The sequence below is a fragment of the Pantoea sp. SGAir0175 genome (assembly GCF_043547855.1).
Window position 1 is genome coordinate 3,011,785 of the sequence record NZ_CP028081.1, and the last position, 19,495, is coordinate 3,031,279.

Here is a 19,495-nt window from a genome sequence, read left to right on the forward strand (position 1 = left end):
TCGAAAAATCGCTCTGAAGCCAGTCATACCAAGGGTTTCCGCACCGTCCCTCACTTTTTCCGCATATATACATGAAAAGTGAGGAGCAGAGGTTAAATTCCGCACCTCCCCCTCACCACTCCTCACTTTATCCCTCACTTTTCCGGCAGCTGATAATTGTTATTTCTTCATCGTTGATTGTTACCATCCCATGGCTTTCAAGCTTGGCCAGCCAGCGACTGAAGTTTTTGCTGACATCTATACCCATGGCTTTCATGTCATCACGCAGTAATGCACGGGTACAGGCATCACCGTTTTCAGTCCGGCTACGGATAAGCGCCCACAGAGTGGCATGGTTTTCACTCAGGTTCGGGATACTGGATAAATGTGGATCGTGATCATTAACATCGCGGGCCACATCCCGCACGGCCAGCGAGTGGATTTCCTCTCCCTCTTCGTCCGTAAACAGCCTGACCGGCTCCAGGTCGTACGCCCGGCGCTTCGGCTCCTCAGCGTCCTTCATTTTGGTGCAGGAAAGTATCAGGGCGATGTTCTCATCCTCGCGCTTCACCTGAAACTCAGCGTCCAGCGCCGCACGGAACGAACTGGAGCCCCGCGCCCCTTTGGCCTCGTCTTTCCCTGAGTGGTGCACCACCAGCACCGTGGCGCCGGTCTTCCGCTTGATATCGTCACAGCCCTCTATGAACGCCCCCATATCGCGGGCATCGTTCTCATCATTGCCGCCAAAGCAGCGCGCCAGGGTGTCGATGACAATCAGCCGCACCGGCAGACCGCTCTCTGACGCAATCTGCCCTGCCGCCAGGATGACCTCCTGCACCTCTGACTGACGCACCGGAAAGACGGGGCGGTTTACCAGCCAGACGTTTTCCACGCGCTGCTTATAAACCTGCTCCCAGGCGCGGATGCGGCGCGGCACGCCGATGCCCCCCTCACCCACGATATACAGCACCGCGCCGCGGTTAACTCTGTGGCCTGCCCAGGGGAGGCCCGCCGAAATATGGCAGGCCCAGGAGACGGCGAGAAAGCTTTTGAACGAGCCGCTGGGGCCGTAGATGCTGCACAGCGCCTGCGCGGGCAGGACGTGCTTCATCACATAGTCCTGCCGGGCGTCGAAGCCCTCAGAGCCGCGCGACAGCGGCAGCCGGGTCCTCGTCGCGTCTGCCGCAGGGAAGACGCGCTGAATGCGCCCGGTGTCGCGCAGGCAGGCATTCAGCGCCTCCGTGCCGAGGATTTCCGCCACGACCGAGCGGCGGAGCGCCTTCACCTGCTCAGCGTCCGTGCCCAGGTAGCCGGCGTCGCACAGGTCTTCGTAGGTCATGCCGTGCAGCTGCATCAGCCGCACCACCAGCCTGCCGCAGCGGGTTGCCGGGTCGTGATGCTGGCGGGCGGCCTTTTCCAGCTCAGAGCGGCTGCAGGGGCGTCCGTGCGCCCAAAGATAGACGCAGGCAAAGAGCGCGTCGGAAAGCGGCTCAGTAAGCCGCAGGGGATGGCTCATTTCGGCAGGCCTCCGCTCATCTGGAATTTGCCAATCAGCGGGTGGTACCAGTACGCCGAGCCGTACTTCCGTTTGGCCGCACGCAGCACCAGCCGGGCCGCCTCACGGAATTTTTCGTCCGGCACCAGATAGCCTCCGGCCCTGTGCCGCACCAGCATCACGCCGGCGTTTTTTGCCAGCTCCTCCGCCTTTTTGGTCGAGATGCCAAACTCCGCCGCCAGCGTGCTGACCGGCGCCATGCCGGGCGGAATGGTGCCGCCCTGTGAATCCACCAGCGCGTTCAGGCTGGCCTCCAGGTCCCCGACGCGCGCAGTGAGCGCCTCCACCCGGCTGGCCAGCTCGTTAAACTTCACGTTACTGATCATGGTGCTTTCCTCCGTCAGCCCTGAGCGCGCGGTAAATCTCAAAGTTGATGTCGCAGGCTAGGCTGATGAGGTGCCGCAGCTGGGGGAGCACTCCCGGCAGGCCTTGTCCATAATCACTTCAAACAGCGAGGTGGCCATCTCGGCCTGGAATTCAGCCTGATCTAAATCCATGGGCTCACGCATTTCGGGCCTCCTGAACGGGCAGCGGGTCCGCGGGGGAGAGGGTAAGGCAGCGGATATTCTGCTCTGAGCCGGCACCGGTGCAGAGACGGAACGGGGGCACAGACCGGTCCTGACGCGAAACGGCCAGGAAGCGGTGCTGATATCTGGGACGAGTTTGGGTATGCTTGTTCACAGCCATAACTGTTACTCCTATTAACGGTTTGGTCAGACGCCTCGGTACTGCTCCAACAGTCCGGGGCGTTGTCTCAATAGGTGCACACATGTTAGTGTGTACACCTAAAAGAGAACCTACATTCATAGGTGTGCACATGTCAACACGAGATAGCCAGTCCAGAGGTAACGGAAAGTCACCTCCATTCCATATGCGAATTAATCCGGAACTAAAAGAACAGCTTGAGGCTGCCGCTGCAAAAGATGGAACAAGCCTGGGGAACTGGTTTAAAGAACTGGCAAGGAAAGAATTGAAGCGACAGGGCATTGAGCCCAAAGGCTGACCCTGACAGCAAACACCAGCAAGTGCGTATATCCCGAAGCCATAACAAACTTATCCCGGATCATCTCAACGTTAGCTGAGACAGCTCAGATACATTCACGCGGTCTGAGTAAGGCGTGCAGACGTCAGAATTGCATCTAAACCTGACTGAACAGGTAAGGTTCCGCCAGCCGTAATGTCGGGTTATGCGAAAAGATTTGTATATTCACTGCACACATTTCTTTCTCTGCCGAAAATCCTTTTAAAGAGAGGAGTGTGCAGATGAAGCATAATGAGAACGACAGTGAATTACCTGGAAAACCCGTAAACACCGATAACAGTAACAGAACAAGCCCGCAGCACGTCGAACAGGATAATGACTGGCTTTCAGAGCTGGAACACGAGATGAAGGAGATGGCAAAAAAATGGCCTGGATCAGGCCAGGCTTAATGATCTGCAGACGTAAAAGCCGGTCGTTTTGAGTTGCAGAACACATAATCTCACGCGTTGAAAAACAGAGTAATATTCCCTAAGACGAGCAGCCTTGTGTGGTCAGAAAAATACGCGGTCTCACCACCTCGGTTGCCTGTGAACGCGCTCTGCCCCTACCCCACAGTGCCAGAATGCCAGGCTTCTACCAAAGTGCCACGAAATGGACATGCATTATGTGAAAGTTTCGATAATACATGTCCAATGGTATGGCTGATCTGAACGGGAACGTTTTGTCTGACAATAAGGTATGTTACCGTTAAAAGTCTGGCTAATCAGGCACACCGCCCCCCTTTATTGAAGGGTTTCAACATGGCCTTTTTGACATCACTGAGACTTAACCCACGACGCTGGGATATATACCAGACGATCAGTTCATTATTATTTTTTGCACCGAGCTTTCGCATGATTCTGCGCTTTAAATAACTTACCGATTGATGTCTCATACCGACGCGGTACGCGATATACTCCAGCTTTAAGCCCGTCATGATAAACCAGATGACGATAGTTTCTACGTCACTAAGTACCACGCTTTTTCCATGAATCCCTTTTACGATAAGCAAAACACCCTCACTTAAACTGAAAGTTTCTTAAATATTCATTTATAACAACGCCTATAATATGACTTTGTTGCTTTTTAACTGATAGTTGTAGTCGCTGACGCTCACTATATTGAGATGCATGCCATGAAGTAACTGACCGGAGGACGCAGAACACATTTCTTCACCCGGTAATACGTAGGATTTCTTAAACGTCACGGTGATGTGTTTTTCATCCGAATTCATCGTCGGAACAAAACGAAAAACTTTGGCACTGGGATTTTGTATACATAGCTTCCCCTCATCGAGACGGTACTTCACGATCTGCCACATATCTTTTTGTTCAATGTTTTTTCTCAGGTTGACCACAACCGGAAGATCCTGCCCGATAAGAATTTTTATCTTACCTTCACTGACCTCATCCTGAGGGGCAGACCGGTGAAAACGACCCGGGCAATATGCTCATGACTGTCAGGGGAGTTGGTCCGGTAAATGATGCGAATACTTTGTGTATCACCCGGCGCCACAAGAATAGCCTGCGGTTCGGTAAACAGGGTGCCATACGCCAGATCATCATCGGGTAGCTTTCTGATTTTACTGTAAAGCAGTACACTTTTATTACCGTTATTTTTTATATCGATAGAGGCTTCATTCTTACCCGCTTCAATAATCACAGCGGAGGATGAAGGTGTAATTTCAGCCAGGGCGGAATGGGACAGAACCGCTGCCGTTAACGCCGACGCAGCAAGGCTACGCGCCATTACAATTGAAGATAACATCATTGATACTTTCCTGTTTTTTCAGATTAAATCTTGTGAGTCTGCACTGCACATTTATTCTGGCTGGTGAATACATACCTGACTTCTGAAGCTCGTTGACATCATTTTCATTAATCAGAAGAATGTCCTTATCAATAAACCGGGCTATCAGTTTTCCGGCAGCATCGTAAAATAGATCGTCCTGTTGTATCCATGCAGGTTTACTTTTCCAGCGCATTAATAAGGAACGGTTGTTTACCACATGAAAATCAAAAAAAGGTACTGCCCCCCGCTCAGCAGAAAATTCCCTGACGTTATTTTTAATAATAACGCCAGGCGGCAATCCTTCCGGATATACGCGTATAAAGTCAGCACTGCCTGCCGCCACAGAAGTAATGATTGCTTTTCCGTCATGATTCGTCACAACACTGTTTCGGAGCGACGACACTTTCAGATATCGATGCACACCAGTATCCACCACGGCCCAGGTGTCACTGATTCGCCCCGGAGAAAAGATAACGCCTTTCCTGCTCATTGCGATGGATCCCGACAGAGATACCGCGGTCATCCGGGATGAGTTCCCACTGTCGTTGCCCTGTGACAGTGAAACATCCGCTGCGGTATAGGGCGTACTGACGTTATTGTCCAGCATGTAAGACTCGGATCGCGTCCTCCCGGATACCCGCTGGTGGCTGGCAGTGACGGTATATCGGTCCGTAACCTGTGCACTCAGTGAGTTCGAGAATCGGCTTCTTTTCGCGTAGCTGTAATACTGGCTACGCCAGTTTGCACTGTGTTTTTTAAAACTAAACGGAATACTGAGTGACAAATTCGTACTGACTTTGTCCCTGACAGAACGGCCTGCCACAGGGGACATATACGACAGCCCTATTCCCAGTGAAGCCATACCAGCGGAGTAGTTCAGACTGACCGAAACTGCATCATTGCTGTGTGCACGATAAAATCGATAATGCGTAAGTGAGACACTCCCCGTTATCCTGTCTGATAAGGGCTGAGTTTGTGTAAGGCTGATGCTGCTCCGCCCGGAACGGTAATGTGCCTGTTGCGCCTCTCCCACATAGCTGAAGTGACGACTGTTAACGCTATAGCTCAGACTGGTATTTTTATGGTTGGTTGTAACGTTCAGACTCAGACTGCGCTGCCCTCTTTCATTCTGTACTCCCGTCAGCCACATCGTGGAGAACAATCCCTTGTAAAAAGTTGTGTTGCTGACTGCCAGGCCCCGGTACTTTCCCGATGTAACCATGGCCACAGAGGGAGCCATATTTTTTCCCAGTGCCTTGCTGAACCCCACGCCATTCACTATCAGTCGGGACCCACTCACTGCACGCCCTGAAAAGGCGTAGTAGCCGGTCATGCCGTATCTGTTTGTGGTAATCTGGCCGCGGGAAATTATCTGTGAATAGATAACCTGATCCTGACGCTTAACCAGCACCGTAACATCACTGCTGAACCCGGCAACCGGAATATTACGCAGTTCAGCGTGCCCCTTCTGAATGATTTGTTTCCAGAGAAGCAAATTGTTTTGCCAGAACTCCACCGTGAGGACTTCAGGGGCATCATAGGAAAAATTAATATATGCAGACGCGTTTCCCTCGGCAGAAGAAACGATTGCACCATCAACGTAACCTGTTCCGAATCCACCGTCATTGACTATTGTACGTCCAGCACGAATTCTCACACGGTTAAAATCCCGTTCAATATAGCCATCACGCACCTGGTTGACTGAAGACGATACGTTTTTACTCCGGTACTGACTGTAGTTTCCATGCACCCGAATTATCGCATTATTCACGTTGCCTCCTGCCTCATAGTCGGCATTAAGACTGCTGAACATTCCGGAAACGCTGGAATAGCGATAGGCGTAGGTATTGTAGTTGATGAAAGCGCCGCGCCCTCCACGAAATCTCGCTTTATCAGCAGGCTCTTCAAGCAAATCAGCCGGCACAATGAGGCGCAAAGCGTTATCAGAGCGGTCGAATTTATAGCGAACCCTCTCATCCAAAAAATAACCAGCCTCGCGCTTACCCCTGACGTATTTCCTCCATGCACTATCTTTAATCCTCAGCTTTGATTTCACTGCGCGTGTAAATATCAACAACCCGCTCATCGAATGAATTCCTCCTGAAGCGATGTAAAATCCATTTATGTAAACCTCAACCTTCCTGTAACCTTCAGGTAAAACATAGCGATTTAACGCGTCATTTAGTTGCTCAGAGGATATGCCGTTTGCAGCAATAAGATTTTCGTCAAAATGTAAAACGTCACCCCAGGCGTTGGCATCCCAAAGAAAGCAGGCACAAATATAAATAGATAGAAATTTATTAGGCATTTTAATATAAGGCATCCCTTGAAGAGATGCCTGCGTTCTTTAATTCGACCAGTCAGAAGTAACGCACGTTAACCTGCGCTGTTCCCTGCCACTCTATCTTCTGCGCATTGCTAATCAGCTCACCTTTATTCAGTTGTGGCTCGATGTCCAGCAACCACGAAATTGACTTACCCACCGCAGGCTTATTAGCCGCTTCATCCCATGGCGTCCAGTCCTCAGCTTTACTGTAACTCCATTGTGAACTCAGAATTCTTGAGAAAATAGAATTATTGTGTGAACCGCTGACCTGATATCCGACTGAGGTGGAGTTAGTCACACCGTCGACTGTCGAAGAAACCGGAGAAAGGGTGAAGTTTCCTATCTTATTTTGGGTTACAGGATCCAGGCCCAGCCCAAAAACACGCAATTTGGCGATGTGACCTACCTTTCCAGAAGTATCCATTCCCTCCAAGGCGCTATTTTCGTTAGGATCTGTAGCCCAGAAAGCGACACTCTGCGCTGATGGACAGCTTACCTGCAACGTAACCTGCTTTTTTGGCAAAGTATTAAAATCATGCTGTTTAAGATTCTCATGCTGAGTCGTTGCCCAGTCCAGAGAATCACCGCCAATGATACTGGCTGTACAGGCATTTGGCGAAATAGCACCATGAACATTGATATCCATGGCGGCAAAAGACGAATTAGCAAATAAGAAGCTACCTGTAACACTAAAAGCAACGAACCGTTTTAAACACATAATGACAATGACCCCCTGTATTTTTCTGCAAGTGTATTCCTGCAAGTTGATTTCATGGAGGACTTTAACCGGCTGGGAGAACTGAGAGTAGTTATAATATATTCATAAAAATTAAATAAAATAAAACAATTAAATTCAATAGGTTACAACCAATTTCTCTGTTAAAAAATGTAGTTTTCAGAACGTGATGAAGTTATTTAAGAGGCGCCCCATGACTGTACGAGAAAATTTTTCTGTCAGGGGCCCCTTCGTTAATCAATGTATCTTTTCGCAAACAAAAAGCGGTGTTGTACTGGTAAAGATTAGTGAGCTATGGTGAGTGACAGGACGAGAAGTCCAGACAAGCGTTTGCCCCACATCATAAAAGAAAGAGGGGAACCATTCCTTTTCCACTTCCCGACTAAGCGACATCTGAGGTGAAACGGAAATGACCCTGGATGTAGCAAGATAAACATTATCTTTTTTTTCATAGGAAAAACTGATTGTCTTGCTGATGTAGCCCACCGTTTTTCCCCTTTTAGACAAAACCCCCGAAACAGATACTGTGCCAACCCCGGAAAAGAGATGCTGAAATGTCACCAGGTTGAGTTTGTCGTCACCTCTTATGAAAGAAAATTCCGCATGACATTTTTCCGGTACAAAATGGCTTCCACCATACGACATACAAAAGAAGGTCGCCACTCCCGAAACCACGAAGAAAATTATCTTTTTCATTTCCGCATATCCTCAATGTAGTATAAGGAGTAGCATTCTGAGGGTATTTTATCATTTAAGGGATTTCGGCAGATAACCAGTGAAACTCTATCGGAAAACCTGTAACTGGTGAGGTAAGCATAACGGTTATTTTCACACCTGAGATTGAGGTCATCAACAAGCCTGAACATTTCACCCCCTTCGAAATCATTTTTATTATTAGAGTAAATGACACATCCTTTGTAATAAACCGGCTTTTCAGAAAATACAGGGGGAACATACATGTTTAAATCTATATAATAGGTAATTCCCCGATAACCATCCCTGACAGACACGCTAACATCCACCCCACTTTACTGTTCCTGCACATTACAACATGACTTTCGCTCTTCAATGGCAGAACAGTTTTCGATGGTTCCATTTCAGCGACAACATTAAAATTTATAAAATCATCCTTTTCTTTTTTATCTTCCATGGTCATTTCTTTAGCATTAACATCATCAACCACAATCCGTTCTGGTTCTGTCCGGTTAATTTGCGTCAGGGGAGATAAAAGAAATCCTCTTCGCGGCATCGTTCTGATTATATCCTGTTGCAGACCGGCCTTAATGAGCGACTTACGCAGTGCTGAAATATTCTGATAAAGAGATGTTGAGGTTGGTTCCATACCAAATCGTCGCCAGGCATAATCATAGAACTGATCGTGCGTTACCAGATCCCCGACATTATCAATAAGAAGTTCGAAACATAGTGCAGCCGAGGCGCTCAGACTGGATGTTCCCTTTTTACCCGAAATTCTTTTTTTCTCCGGCTCGAAATCCACCACACTATTAATAATGATTTTCCTGCTCATCCCTCCTCCTCTGGAAAAAAATCTCACTAAGCTTTAACTCACACGCTGCAGGTTGCGCCAGTTTCTGATGACGCATTCTTACGTCTCCCGCAGGCATATCAACGTGGTCATAAAGTCATTATTTTGTCATAGAAAAACATCGCATAAAATATAAAGGAGTGTCTAAATAAGTCAGAATTATGCTGACCATCTGAAACGAATTTGATTTTCTTCCTAAATACACAGGTAATATCGTCACTACATAGTGGTTCAATCATTAATTTTAAGGTCACCCCGCCCCCTTCATCATGCGTATGTCCATTATGTCAGGCTGTATACCCTGCGCAGAGAAGTAAAGTTTCCAAAAAATTGAATTGGCAGGCGTCATTAACGATGAAGTAAAGGGCTGGCAGGCGGTGATTTTACTGCTCTGAGCAGGCATCAATGCCTAAACGGAACGGAAGATACAGACCGATCGTTTCGGGATGTCGCCACCACAAATGATAATGATTGACTTACAGAATTTGAACAGCAGATGGAGGAGAGAGAAAAATGTCCTGAATCAGGAAATGTTCACTGAATCGAAGATGCATAAGCCGGTAGGATTGCACTGCTCAGCACGCAACGCAGTACGCCAGAAACACGTTGACACGAAAAAAATAGCAGAGTCAGCCTTCTTATTAAAGGTGATACAAGTGGCACCGCCACGCCTGTTTCACTGATGCATTATGCTGCGCCACCTGATCTTTCAGGCGCGGTTTTGCAGCAGCTGAGTTTTTCCTTTTCTTTATCCGGTCGCTCCTGAAATCATTATGTATACCTGACGCACCACCATAAGGTCGTGCAGGAAATGGATGACAAATCAGGAATTCATGGACTTACACATTTCCCCTTCATCTGCAGGCTGCTGCCCCAACAAAGAAAGGATAAAGTATGGGGCCAGAATGCGGCGGGCTTCCTGTTCTGAATCCGCATCAATACAAAGACGGAACGGGGGAGCGGACCGGTCCTCGCGTGAGACAGCCAGAAAGCGATACTGGTACTTAGGGCGCGTCTGGGTAGGTTTGTTCATAACCACAACGGTTGCTCCGGTTAACGGTCGGACAATTGGCCTGATGGCGATGGCCATACCTGCAAGCGTCACTGTTTTGAATCACGTGTACTGGGTTTATGGTATCGACTCCCTGGAATAAAATCACCCCAGCCCCCTCCCGCGAAAGTCAAAAAATCAGACGCACGTTGCTGATTCGAACAGGACTGAAGCACTGAAGTCTGATGATGACATCGGGTGCAAATCGATGCAGGTTTCCAAGGCATTGCTAACACCAGGCGCTAGCACAGGGGTAATAGTGATGACGGTATCCCACAGGTCCTATTGAAAGTAACAATTTCCGCCAACGATTGTGTCACAGGGATCCTTCCCTGCCCGCGGGCACCCAGTTGATGCGCGCCCGCTTATTAATGGGGCTCAAAAGCAGTGCCTTAACGGTACAGCCGGCCAATCATTTACGAATCAGCCAGATATTGTACGACGATCACCCTAATGATAATTAACCATGGGGGTGAATATCTATCTCCTGAGAGTCCGGTTATAGTCTACGGTCGTGCCGTTAAAGGTTGTTTCCACATGCGCCGATAATGTAAGTCACATCACCTGAACGTATAGTGCGCTACAACTCACTCTCACTCATCACTGCGGGTAGAATTTACGGCTGCAAGAGTGAGCAAACAGAATGCAGAATACGTCATTGCTCCTGCCGGAGCGTCACATAACGAAAAATCCTCCTGCTCTTCCCATCTGGTTTTCGGGGCAGCAATGCGGGTTACCGACGGCGGCACTGACGGAAATTGAGCGCGTTTAGTTTCGTCAACAAACATCGGAGACGATCATCCTGGACACTGTTATCACATCAACTTTTTCCGCTGTTTGGACCACGGACGACCAGGGCGTTTGCATTACCAGCCAGGAATACCCTGAAGGTCTGATACCCGCATTGAAAGGTGTCACGCTCAGCGCATGGCTGAAGTTTGCGCAGGCAGACGATGATGCAAAAATTGCGCAGCAATTAACGGCTGCGCTTGAAGGCGTTGCCCCGTTTCATATTGAAGTACCGATCCGCTGTCTCGACGGAAAAATGCGACGGGTGATTTTTTCTGGCCTGCCACATTGTCAGCCTTCGCCTGATTACTCTCATTATCAGGGGTTTATTCTGGATATAACCGGTCAGCGCAAAGCGCTTGAGGACGCACTGCGCACGGCAGCAGAATACCGCCTGTTAATTGAAAACAGCACTGACCTTATTGCCCATTGTGATGCCAGCGGCAGGTACGTATCTGTCTCACCGTCATACAGCGCAATGATGGGCTGGTCAGCAGATGAAATGAACGGGCAGAGGGTAATTGATTTTCTGCATCCTGACGATCGGGGCCCCGCGACAGAAGCGCTGGAACACATCTTCAGTGGAGGTATCCTGCCAGACGTGGTGGAGGTCAGAAAACGGCATCGGGACGGTTATTATCTTACCCTTGGCACCAAAGCCTGCGGTGTCAGTAACCCGTCGACGGGCAGGAACATCGGCGCAGTGCTGGTTTCACGTGATATCACTCGCGATAAAGAGCGGATGGAAAGGCTGGAGAGAATGGCAACCCGCGACATGCTGACCGGGTTACCCAATCGTGCGTGGATCAATACCCGAATTGAGCAGATGCTCGCACAACCTAAAGATGCAGACTACACAACCGTCCTTTTTCTTGATCTCAATGGGTTCAAGGCAGTCAATGACACGATGGGGCACGCCGCGGGCGATACGTTATTGCAACAGGTCAGTAAGCGACTCAAGCAATGCATGCGCCCGGGCGACGCTGTGGCGCGCCTGGGAGGCGATGAGTTTGTCATAGCCGCAAGGTGCACTAACCGCAAGGCGGCATCCTCCATTGCCCAGCGTATTATTGAGAGCCTGGCAGAACCTTTCACTATCAATAAAATGGAAGTACGCGTGGGAGCCGCAATTGGCATCAGCCTTGCGCAATTCGGCACGGCATCAGCAAAAACGTTACTGGATAACGCCGATGTCGCGATGTACCAGGCGAAAGCACGTCGTGATGGGTCTTATCAGTTTTTTGATGCTGCGCCACAGATTACGAATGTGCAGAAGTCAGACTGACATCCCTGATTCGTACCTGCCACTCAGCTCCTCTGCAGAAGAGCCCTTTCGCAACGTACAAGCAACAAGACGGCGAGAAAACGCATTGATTTAACTACGGGGGGTCACGGTGACCTCCCGCCTCCTGTCTTAACAATGGTGGTTAACACACACGCTTAAATGCACATGCAAAACCAGGATAACCCACCAGCCGGACCTGCCATGGCTGGCCCGTAATTATCACAGCATCACATTGATACGGGGAAACGTCTGACTGGATGAACTGCCTAACAGGTGAATGTTGCCATAATCATCCGACTCCCCTGTCCGGGCTGGGGCGGATAGTAGGCGTTTTTTTATGTGACAGGTGGGAGTGAAAATCTTCAGCGTAAAAACAGGCAGCGCAAAAAAAACCCGCGCTGAGCGGGCTGTAAAGAGAGTACTGAAGGTCCATCATGCTTATCACTGCGGCATGGTATCTGAATAATAGTCCATGCATGAAAACTGTCCAGTTCTATCCCCGAATGCCGCCATGCCGGAGGTTGCCTGGGACTCTCCATTATTTACGATTTTTCATACGTCCCGCTTTTCTCTCTGGGGCAAAACACTCAAATAAATGCTGCGTTTTAAACGGTAACTCAGGTTTAGACATTCGCTGTATGCTGGACCGGTCGTTTGTCCGTTATCTGTACATCCCGACGACATCATTTATGCTTATATCTCTCAGCTCTGATGATTCCTCTTCCAGTAATAATTGGCCGCCTGCCGTAGTACACGCCGGTCACTGCTCTCCGGACGCATCAGCCACTGGAGGATGAAAACGCAGATTCAGGGCGCATTGCGGTAAGTGGGATGACGGTCAGAAATCAAATCTTCTCTAACGTTCAGTTCTTACTTTCATGAACTGATGGCAGGCCAGCGGCACTAACCTTCCGGGACAACGGCTTTATGGCCGGTATACTCCTGAATCTGGCAACGTGTGTTATGCCTTGCAGTGAGGGGACTGGACGCAAAAAAGGCCCGCTAAGGGGCCGAAGTGGGGTGAAACATATTTTTTGCTTTCACCGTTCATTCTTGCAGCGTTATTTATTTTGACAAGCGTAAGCGGTAAAAGAAATGCGATTCAACGTTCACTTTGTCATGCTGAGCACCGTTAGTTACGTTCAGCCCAGGTCAACATCGCATGACTCTTTGCTGTGGTGCCTTGTGCCGGGTCATCACATTTGCAAGCTTAATCAGCGCAGATTTTTCCAACGCCAGGCAGACACAACAGACTTTCGAAGAGTTAAGTCAGCGATTCGCATTTGACGGGATCGTCAACAATGTGGGTCTGGTTAAACCTCAGCGTCTCGGCGATGTAGATTTAGCGACTTTCGAAGATGTTATACGCGTCAATCTTTATCCCGCTGTACAGGGAACACAGGCCATTCTCGCCGGCATGAATGACCGGGGCTGGGGGCGAATCATTAATATTTCCAGCCTGACGGTGCCTGGCAGTGTTGAACGGACAGCTTATGCCGCTGCAAAAGCGTCTCTTATCAGCTTCCCCCGTAACTGGGCACTGGAACTCGCTCAGACAGGTATTACGGTGAACGCGGTGGCGCCGGGGCCGACTGAAACGAAGCTTTTTCGGGCGAATAACCCGCCAGGCAGCACAGGTGAAGAGCGTTATCTCAGGGGAGTGCCAATGAGGCGATTTGGCAAGCCAGACGAAATTGCGGCTACTGTTGCTTTTCTGATGTCACAGTATGCCGGCTTTATAACCGGCCAGACCCTCTATGTCGATGGTGAGGCATCAGTGGATCATCAGCTTTTTCAGCGGGACAGTGATAAGCATTAAGTTTTCTAAGACGCTTAAAGCGAGAAACCGAGCCTGAAACATCAGACGTTGCCGTTTACATCAGTCTCTGAGCGGGCTGACACCAAAGGCCTCTGATATACGTAAATTCAGAACAGCAACGTTTTTCAAACGCACGAAAAAAAAAGAATAGTGGTTTAAGTGTTCACCTGTTCACCTTTGCTGTTTTTATATTATTTATCAAAAAATTAAATGGTGACTACTTTGAGTAATAGTATTCACCAGGTGTTCACCCTGGTGGTCACCCTGGGAGGCTTAAAGGTGAACAGGTGAACACCTGGTGAATACTTAAAGAAAAAGTATTCACCCCTTATACTTATGATAAATAGTCATTTTTTTGCAAGATGAACACTGGTGAACACTTTTTTAATTAATTTAATTTTCTCCTGTTTTACCAGTACAACAAGGCAACCATTCTTCAGCCTCGGGTGTAAGCAGCAGGTTTGACCGCATGCCCTACTTTGTCCTTTTCTTCTCATACAGTTTTCCATGTTCGGCAAGGGCGCCAGGCATGTCCGTGCCAAACCGCATGAGCGATACCGGCTTGCTCAGCCCGTTCGCCCGCATGTAAGCCATGTAGGCGTGGTAGAGATAGCGGCGCGGGCTGAACGGAACAATTTCTGCATTACCGATAAACATGCCGTCACACTGCGGTGAAGCCGTCAGGTAACCGCAGAAATCCACCAGCGAATCACACTCGCGCTTGATGGCGGGGCATAAGTGGGTCATCAGCTCTTTCAGCGGGACAGTGATAAGCATTAAGTTTTCTGAGACGCTTAAAGCGAGAAACCGAGCCTGAATCATCAGACGTTGCCGTTTACATCAGTCTCTGAGCTGGCTGACACTAAAGGCCTCTGATATTCGTAAAATTCAGAGCAGTAACGTTTTTAAACGCACGAAAAAAAAGAATAGTACATTAACTCTCCACCTCTCCACTTTTTGATTTTTTTACTTTATTTTCATGCTTTTAATGGGTGGATAGTTGTTATTCAAGTGTCCACTACTCTCCACCCATTCCTCAGACTCTCCACCTGTTCTTTCTGCACTTCAGATGGAAGGTGGAGACTGTCACTCTGACTCTCCACCCCTTAACTCTTTGTTTTAAAATAAATATATAAATAATGGGTGGAGAGTTAATAATTAACTGTCCACCCATTAAGTTATTGTTATAGAAGTGAAAACCACTAAAGGTGGAGAGTAGTGGACACTTTTTTAATTTATTTATTTTTCCTGTTCTCCGGCAGCAAAAGGTAACCACGCTTCAGCATCCTGGCTGAGCGTGAGGTTAGAGCGCATATGGCCTTTGGTACTTTTCCTGCGAAGATACGCTTTACCATACTCAGCCATGGCCCCGGGCATGTCCGTGCCGAAGCGCGTCAGAGATACCGGCTTGCTCAGCCCGTTCGCCCGCATGTAAGCCATGTAGGCGTGATAGAGATAGCGACGCGGGCTGAACGGAACAATTTCTGCGTTACCGATAAACATGCCGTCACACTGCGGTGAAGCCGTCAGGTAACCGCAGAAATCCACCAGCGAATCGCACTCGCGCTTGATGGCCAGGGCCTCCCCGGACGTCTGCTGTTCAGACAGCAGCTGACGCGCCTCCTGCTGGTCCGTAAAGCGGGTAAGAAGGTGGCGGATGATGACCGGCAGCTCAGCCTCTATCTTTGCCGTCATCAGCGGATCGCGTTCGTCTTCCGGGATGACCCGTGAAAAGTTAAAAATGACCCGGCGCCGCGATATGCCCCCGCTGCGATCGCTGAAGGTCATGGCGTTATTGTTGACGGCCAGAATGACGGCCGGGATGCGCGTGGAGTACGGTGGCTTGTGCTTGGGGTCGATCGCCACCTTGTCCCCGCCCGTAATGGCCTTGATGCCGGCACCGTCGCCGGCATAGCGGGTCATGTCCGGCATGATGATGAGCGAGTACCCCACGATGAGCGCGCGCTCGCGCGGGTTCTCCAGCGCGGCCATGCTGGCTGAGACGGTGTTGCCCTTACCCGCCAGCATGGTGCAGATTTCGGCCATCACGCTTTTCCCGCTTCCCCCCGCCCCCGTGACCTCAAGGAACAGCTGCCAGTCGTAGCGGTTGGCCATCACCATATAGAGGGCGGCCAGTATCCGGTCGGCCTTGCGCGGATGATGCCCGGCGCACCCGTTCAGCCACTGCTGAAAAACAGGCGCGTGCCCGGCCAGCGTCTCGTTCTGCACCGCCGCCGTGAAGGTGACGTCGCTGGCGATTAGCAGCCAGTCACCGGGGTCGTGCGGGCGGAAAATCCCCTGCCGGGTGTCGAACACCCCGTTACGGAAACCGACAAGATGGCGGGACGGCGCTCCCATCACCGGCAGGCTCAGCTTCATGGCGTCGACGGCATTCTTCATGGCCGGCATGGAATAGGCCGTTTCGCTGTCGATAAAAATGGCCGCCATCTGGCGCGCCAGCGCCCGGTCGCTCAGCGGCTGCCAGACGATGCCGTTATAGTGATGCACCACGTCTGAATCAGCATCCAGCGCCAGCTGCCCGCTGTAATGCTCAAGAAGCACCCCGCCGCGCTGGCTGGGCCCCATCTGGGAAAGGGACAGCCCCGCCTGGCGGGGAGCTGCCGGCTGCTCTTTACCGGCGGGAAAAAGGCGGTTAATACGTTCTGAATCACACAGCAGCGACTTAACGGCCTCCCCGCCCGTGTAACCGGCAATCAGGTTCATCCGCGTCTGACGCTGCTTCTTTGCGTCTGTCTGGCAGAAGCCTGCCTCACACAGGGCTTCATAGCTCATGCCGCTGCCCGGCACAAAGTCTTTCATTTTCTGCGCCAGCCGGCCGTAGCAGGAATGTTTATCGCGGTGCCGTGAGGCGGCCTCACGGGCCGCTTTTTTATCAACGGGATGCCCATTCACCCACAGGTAGATGCAGGTGAACAGCGCGTCAGACAGGGTTTCCGTTTCCGTCACGCTCATTTCGGTATCCCTCCGCTCATCTGGAATTTGCCAATCAGCGGGTGGTACCAGTACGCCGAGCCGTACTTCCGTTTGGCCGCACGCAGCACCAGACGGGCCGCTTCACGGAATTTCTCGTCCGGCACCAGGTAACCTCCGGCCCTGTGCCGCACCAGCATCACGCCGGCGTTTTTTGCCAGCTCCTCCGCCTTTTTGGTCGAGATGCCAAACTCCGCCGCCAGCGTGCTGACCGGCGCCATGCCGGGCGGAATGGTGCCGCCCTGTGAATCCACCAGCGCGTTCAGGCTGGCCTCCAGATCCCCGACGCGCGCAGTGAGCGCCTCCACCCGGCCGGCCAGCTCGTTAAACTTCACGTTACTGATCATGGTGCTTTCCTCCGTCAGCCCTGAGCGCGCGGTAAATCTCAAAGTTGATGTCGCAGGCCAGGCTGATGAGATGCCGCAGCTGGGGGAACATTCCTGACAGGCCTTGTCCATAATCACCTCAAACAGCGAGGTGGCCATCTCGGCCTGAAATTCCGCCTGATCTAAATCCATGGGCTCACGCATTTTGGGCCTCCTGAACGGGCAGCGGGTCCGCGGGAAAGAGGGCAAGGCAGCGGATATCCTGCTCTGAGCCGGCGCCGGCGCAGAGACGGAGCGGGGATACAGACCGGTCCTGACGCGAAACGGTCAGGAAGCGATACTGATATCTGGGGCGAGTTTGGGTATGCTTGTTCACAGCCATAACTGTTACTCCAACTAACGGTTTGGTCAGACGCCCTGACAGTGGTTCCAAGCACTGTCGGGGCGTTGTCTTTTGGTATGCACGTGTCATACACTTATTAACACTTAAAAAGTAACCAGGTGTCAGACAAGTGTCAACCAAAGATATTAAAGCCAAGGGTAACAAGCAGATCGCGCTACGTGTTGAACCCAATTTAGAAGACGGGATCAAACAGGCAATCAAATTGGATGGCGATGCGTCTGTATCTGCATGGATAAAGCGCATCATTCGCAAAGAGCTCCAGTCCAGAGGTATAGAAACCAAAGGCTGACCAGTTCTGGCAATGGCCGCCTTGATAACTGCAATGTTCTCTGCTCTGTCCCCCGGAGCCGCCTTATGGCTGGATGAAGGGTGAGTCTGGGCACTGCCAGTTAAGGCAGTCATTTTTTTACCAATCATTTCTTTTGCTCCAAATCAGTCTTTAATCAGAGCCGCCGCGACAGCGAGGGTGATAGTGCAATTAATCCATCGCAAGAGCGCGCAATTTATTTTCTTTCAGGTGTAGAAGAGGATTTACATGCATTTGCGCTCCCGTTGTGTTGGGTTTTATCGGCGTTTGAAGGTGGTGTAGCTGAGCGTGAGGCATTGATGCGTTCTTCGATCCACGCATCGATTTCGCTTTCGATAAACGCAATCGCGCGGGCGCCAATTTTGACTGGCAAAGGGAAACGTTTTTCACTCATCAGGCGATACAGCCAGGCTTTGCTGTAGCCCGTGCGACGCTGAACTTCTGACAGGCGGATAAGTGATTCAGACATAGTGACCTCCTGATTCCTCGTGTGGTTTACAGGACTATTTCAGCAAGAAAAAAGAGGGAGATGTGGAAGCAGAGGTGAAATAACTGGAAGTGTAAACAAACGAACTGGAAGTGTTTTGCTGGCATTCCTGAAGTGAAAGCCGATTTGGAAGTCTGCAGAAACAGTTTTGGAAGTCTCTCCGGCTTGATGGGCCGAAACTGGAAGTGTTCAGGGTTCTGTTTTAACAATATGGCTTTTCAGCGCCGCTCTGAGTAAATCTGTCATCGCTTTACTGGTTATCTCTGTCCCCTTTCCATACTCATTGATCGCCTTTCTCGCGGCTTCAACGACTGCACTCTTGTTCAGTCTGGCCCCTCTCAAATAACGACCGCCGGATTGTTCAAGAGCTACAGCCAGACCAGCAATCATCATCAGCGCCGTTTCCTTACCAGCGAAACGCCCCCATTTCACAGGCTCAGCGGCCAGAGCAGTTATAGCTTCGTCAGCCGACAGGGGATCGGCTGATGCATTATCCGCCCCTTTACGACTCAGTTTCTTATATTGCTCGTAGAGCTTAATCGCAGCAGAGAGACCGTCGGAGAATTCGACGGGAACAGCCATGTCATTATGGAGCAGAAAAAGGATCAGCTCTGTTTTTTTGAAATAGAACCCTTCGTATATCTGGAACCCGTCCACCAGATAAATATCGGAACCAAACCCAGCGGATGCCTGAGGAAACTTACACCCGCTCGCAATTTTGCTGAGAAATTTTAAACTTTTATTTTCCAGGTCTTTATCGGATGTAAAGCCCTGGTCACGCGAATAGCGGTAAAAGCGAAACTCACACAGGTTATGAGGATATTCACCTTTAAAGGCTCGCATAGCCCTCACCATCAACAGTGCACCCTCACACATTGTGCGTTTGCTGGCTTCAGCAATAACCTCAATGGCATCCGTGAAATGCACGGCTTCAGCGTGTTCTTTATCCAGTTCTTCGAAGTTAATCTTTTGCATATGACGCACAGCATTCGTCAGCGATAGTGAGTAGATGAGGGGGCAGATGTTCAAACGTTTTCTGATTTCAGCCACCACACTGGCTGGCTGTTTTTTGTTCTTATAAAG

19 protein-coding genes and 2 pseudogenes are annotated in these 19,495 nt (G+C 50.3%); 5 read left to right on the forward strand and 16 right to left on the reverse strand.

Features of this window, described 5'->3' with window-relative positions; translation table 11 throughout:
• Positions 1–127: 127 nt before the first annotated feature.
• From C1N56_RS14150 to C1N56_RS14160, 3 genes are read right to left on the reverse strand one after another with little or no spacing between them, the layout of a single operon-like run.
• On the reverse strand, positions 128–1,495 hold the full coding sequence (locus C1N56_RS14150; protein ID WP_394516783.1) for a helicase RepA family protein: 1,368 nt from the start codon (positions 1,493–1,495) through the stop codon (positions 128–130).
• On the reverse strand, positions 1,492–1,860 hold the full coding sequence (locus tag C1N56_RS14155; RefSeq protein WP_159378402.1) for a hypothetical protein: 369 nt from the start codon (positions 1,858–1,860) through the stop codon (positions 1,492–1,494). Before C1N56_RS14155 ends, C1N56_RS14150 begins: the two co-directional genes overlap by 4 nt.
• 57 nt (positions 1,861–1,917) lie before the next feature.
• The gene (locus C1N56_RS14160; protein ID WP_394516784.1) at positions 1,918–2,043 is read right to left on the reverse strand and encodes a hypothetical protein; all 126 of its coding nucleotides are present in this window, start codon (positions 2,041–2,043) and stop codon (positions 1,918–1,920) included.
• Between the two features lie 308 nt (positions 2,044–2,351).
• Between C1N56_RS14160 and C1N56_RS14165 the strand changes: the two genes are divergently transcribed.
• Positions 2,352–2,537 (forward strand): toxin-antitoxin system HicB family antitoxin, encoded by a 186-nt coding sequence (locus C1N56_RS14165; RefSeq protein ID WP_264441546.1) that lies wholly within the window; start codon positions 2,352–2,354, stop codon positions 2,535–2,537.
• Positions 2,538–2,797: 260 nt separating this feature from the next.
• A complete protein-coding gene (locus C1N56_RS14170) occupies positions 2,798–2,965 on the forward strand; it encodes a hypothetical protein (protein WP_394516785.1) in 168 nt (55 codons plus the stop codon).
• 314 nt (positions 2,966–3,279) lie between these two features.
• Here C1N56_RS14170 and C1N56_RS14175 read toward each other — a convergent pair whose 3' ends face one another.
• From C1N56_RS14175 to C1N56_RS14210, 8 genes are all read right to left on the reverse strand, one after another.
• Positions 3,280–3,492: a LuxR C-terminal-related transcriptional regulator gene (locus C1N56_RS14175; protein ID WP_394517480.1), complete on the reverse strand. Its 213-nt coding sequence runs from the start codon at positions 3,490–3,492 to the stop codon at positions 3,280–3,282.
• Positions 3,493–3,618: 126 nt separating this feature from the next.
• Complete coding sequence (locus C1N56_RS14180) at positions 3,619–3,912, reverse strand: hypothetical protein (protein WP_394516786.1); 294 nt, start codon at positions 3,910–3,912, stop codon at positions 3,619–3,621.
• 29 nt (positions 3,913–3,941) lie between these two features.
• Complete coding sequence (locus C1N56_RS14185) at positions 3,942–4,325, reverse strand: fimbria/pilus periplasmic chaperone (RefSeq protein ID WP_394516787.1); 384 nt, start codon at positions 4,323–4,325, stop codon at positions 3,942–3,944.
• Positions 4,294–6,669 carry a fimbria/pilus outer membrane usher protein gene (locus C1N56_RS14190; RefSeq protein ID WP_394516788.1) on the reverse strand — a complete coding sequence of 792 codons (2,376 nt, stop codon included), beginning with the start codon at positions 6,667–6,669 and terminating at the stop codon, positions 4,294–4,296. Before C1N56_RS14190 ends, C1N56_RS14185 begins: the two co-directional genes overlap by 32 nt.
• Before the next feature lie 37 nt (positions 6,670–6,706).
• Positions 6,707–7,435: a DUF1120 domain-containing protein gene (locus tag C1N56_RS14195; protein ID WP_394516789.1), complete on the reverse strand. Its 729-nt coding sequence runs from the start codon at positions 7,433–7,435 to the stop codon at positions 6,707–6,709.
• Between the two features lie 210 nt (positions 7,436–7,645).
• The gene (locus tag C1N56_RS14200) at positions 7,646–8,104 is read right to left on the reverse strand and encodes a hypothetical protein (protein WP_394516790.1); all 459 of its coding nucleotides are present in this window, start codon (positions 8,102–8,104) and stop codon (positions 7,646–7,648) included.
• A gap of 271 nt (positions 8,105–8,375) precedes the next feature.
• Complete coding sequence (locus C1N56_RS14205) at positions 8,376–8,936, reverse strand: winged helix-turn-helix domain-containing protein (protein ID WP_394516791.1); 561 nt, start codon at positions 8,934–8,936, stop codon at positions 8,376–8,378.
• Between the two features lie 841 nt (positions 8,937–9,777).
• Positions 9,778–10,044: a host cell division inhibitor Icd-like protein gene (locus tag C1N56_RS14210; RefSeq protein ID WP_315975543.1), complete on the reverse strand. Its 267-nt coding sequence runs from the start codon at positions 10,042–10,044 to the stop codon at positions 9,778–9,780.
• 763 nt (positions 10,045–10,807) lie between these two features.
• Between C1N56_RS14210 and C1N56_RS14215 the strand changes: the two genes are divergently transcribed.
• Together C1N56_RS14215 and C1N56_RS14220 are read left to right on the forward strand one after the other, a co-directional pair.
• The gene (locus C1N56_RS14215; protein WP_394517481.1) at positions 10,808–12,079 is read left to right on the forward strand and encodes a diguanylate cyclase domain-containing protein; all 1,272 of its coding nucleotides are present in this window, start codon (positions 10,808–10,810) and stop codon (positions 12,077–12,079) included.
• A gap of 1,162 nt (positions 12,080–13,241) precedes the next feature.
• Positions 13,242–13,898, forward strand: a complete 657-nt coding sequence (locus C1N56_RS14220; RefSeq protein WP_394516792.1) for an SDR family oxidoreductase — start codon at positions 13,242–13,244, stop codon at positions 13,896–13,898.
• A gap of 393 nt (positions 13,899–14,291) precedes the next feature.
• Here C1N56_RS14220 and C1N56_RS14225 read toward each other — a convergent pair.
• From C1N56_RS14225 to C1N56_RS14235, 3 genes and pseudogenes are all read right to left on the reverse strand, one after another.
• Positions 14,292–14,627, reverse strand: a pseudogene (locus C1N56_RS14225) (winged helix-turn-helix domain-containing protein); the annotation flags it as partial.
• Positions 14,628–15,137: 510 nt separating this feature from the next.
• Entirely contained in the window at positions 15,138–16,622 is a 1,485-nt protein-coding gene (locus C1N56_RS14230; protein WP_394517482.1) for a DNA primase family protein, read from the reverse strand.
• Between the two features lie 245 nt (positions 16,623–16,867).
• Positions 16,868–17,236 (reverse strand): hypothetical protein, encoded by a 369-nt coding sequence (locus C1N56_RS14235; RefSeq protein WP_275027875.1) that lies wholly within the window; start codon positions 17,234–17,236, stop codon positions 16,868–16,870.
• 491 nt (positions 17,237–17,727) lie between these two features.
• Here C1N56_RS14235 and C1N56_RS14240 point away from each other — a divergent pair, with 491 nt between their 5' ends.
• Entirely contained in the window at positions 17,728–17,907 is a 180-nt protein-coding gene (locus tag C1N56_RS14240) for a hypothetical protein (protein ID WP_264249170.1), read from the forward strand.
• A gap of 304 nt (positions 17,908–18,211) precedes the next feature.
• On the opposite strand, the pseudogene C1N56_RS14245 reads toward C1N56_RS14240, so the two are convergent.
• Positions 18,212–18,394 (reverse strand): annotated as a pseudogene (locus C1N56_RS14245) (helix-turn-helix transcriptional regulator); the annotation flags it as partial.
• 207 nt (positions 18,395–18,601) lie between these two features.
• Entirely contained in the window at positions 18,602–19,387 is a 786-nt protein-coding gene (locus C1N56_RS14250) for a hypothetical protein (protein ID WP_394516793.1), read from the reverse strand.
• Positions 19,388–19,495: the final 108 nt, after the last annotated feature.

Excerpts from the sequence above, each read along its gene's own strand:
- C1N56_RS14160 (WP_394516784.1), bottom strand. The coding sequence starts at position 2,043 with ATGCGTGAGCCCATGGATTTAGATCAGGCTGAATTCCAGGCCGAGATG.
- C1N56_RS14165 (WP_264441546.1), top strand. The coding sequence starts at position 2,352 with ATGTCAACACGAGATAGCCAGTCCAGAGGTAACGGAAAGTCACCTCCA.
- C1N56_RS14175 (WP_394517480.1), bottom strand. The coding sequence starts at position 3,492 with ATGACGGGCTTAAAGCTGGAGTATATCGCGTACCGCGTCGGTATGAGA.
- C1N56_RS14155 (WP_159378402.1), bottom strand. The coding sequence starts at position 1,860 with ATGATCAGTAACGTGAAGTTTAACGAGCTGGCCAGCCGGGTGGAGGCG.
- C1N56_RS14185 (WP_394516787.1), bottom strand. The coding sequence starts at position 4,325 with ATGATGTTATCTTCAATTGTAATGGCGCGTAGCCTTGCTGCGTCGGCG.
- C1N56_RS14235 (WP_275027875.1), bottom strand. The coding sequence starts at position 17,236 with ATGATCAGTAACGTGAAGTTTAACGAGCTGGCCGGCCGGGTGGAGGCG.
- C1N56_RS14250 (WP_394516793.1), bottom strand. The coding sequence starts at position 19,387 with ATGCAAAAGATTAACTTCGAAGAACTGGATAAAGAACACGCTGAAGCC.
- C1N56_RS14200 (WP_394516790.1), bottom strand. The coding sequence starts at position 8,104 with ATGAAAAAGATAATTTTCTTCGTGGTTTCGGGAGTGGCGACCTTCTTT.
- C1N56_RS14230 (WP_394517482.1), bottom strand. The coding sequence starts at position 16,622 with ATGAACCTGATTGCCGGTTACACGGGCGGGGAGGCCGTTAAGTCGCTG.
- C1N56_RS14205 (WP_394516791.1), bottom strand. The coding sequence starts at position 8,936 with ATGAGCAGGAAAATCATTATTAATAGTGTGGTGGATTTCGAGCCGGAG.
- C1N56_RS14190 (WP_394516788.1), bottom strand. The coding sequence starts at position 6,669 with ATGCCTTATATTAAAATGCCTAATAAATTTCTATCTATTTATATTTGT.
- C1N56_RS14150 (WP_394516783.1), bottom strand. The coding sequence starts at position 1,495 with ATGAGCCATCCCCTGCGGCTTACTGAGCCGCTTTCCGACGCGCTCTTT.
- C1N56_RS14170 (WP_394516785.1), top strand. The coding sequence starts at position 2,798 with ATGAAGCATAATGAGAACGACAGTGAATTACCTGGAAAACCCGTAAAC.
- C1N56_RS14220 (WP_394516792.1), top strand. The coding sequence starts at position 13,242 with ATGACTCTTTGCTGTGGTGCCTTGTGCCGGGTCATCACATTTGCAAGC.
- C1N56_RS14210 (WP_315975543.1), bottom strand. The coding sequence starts at position 10,044 with ATGGCCATCGCCATCAGGCCAATTGTCCGACCGTTAACCGGAGCAACC.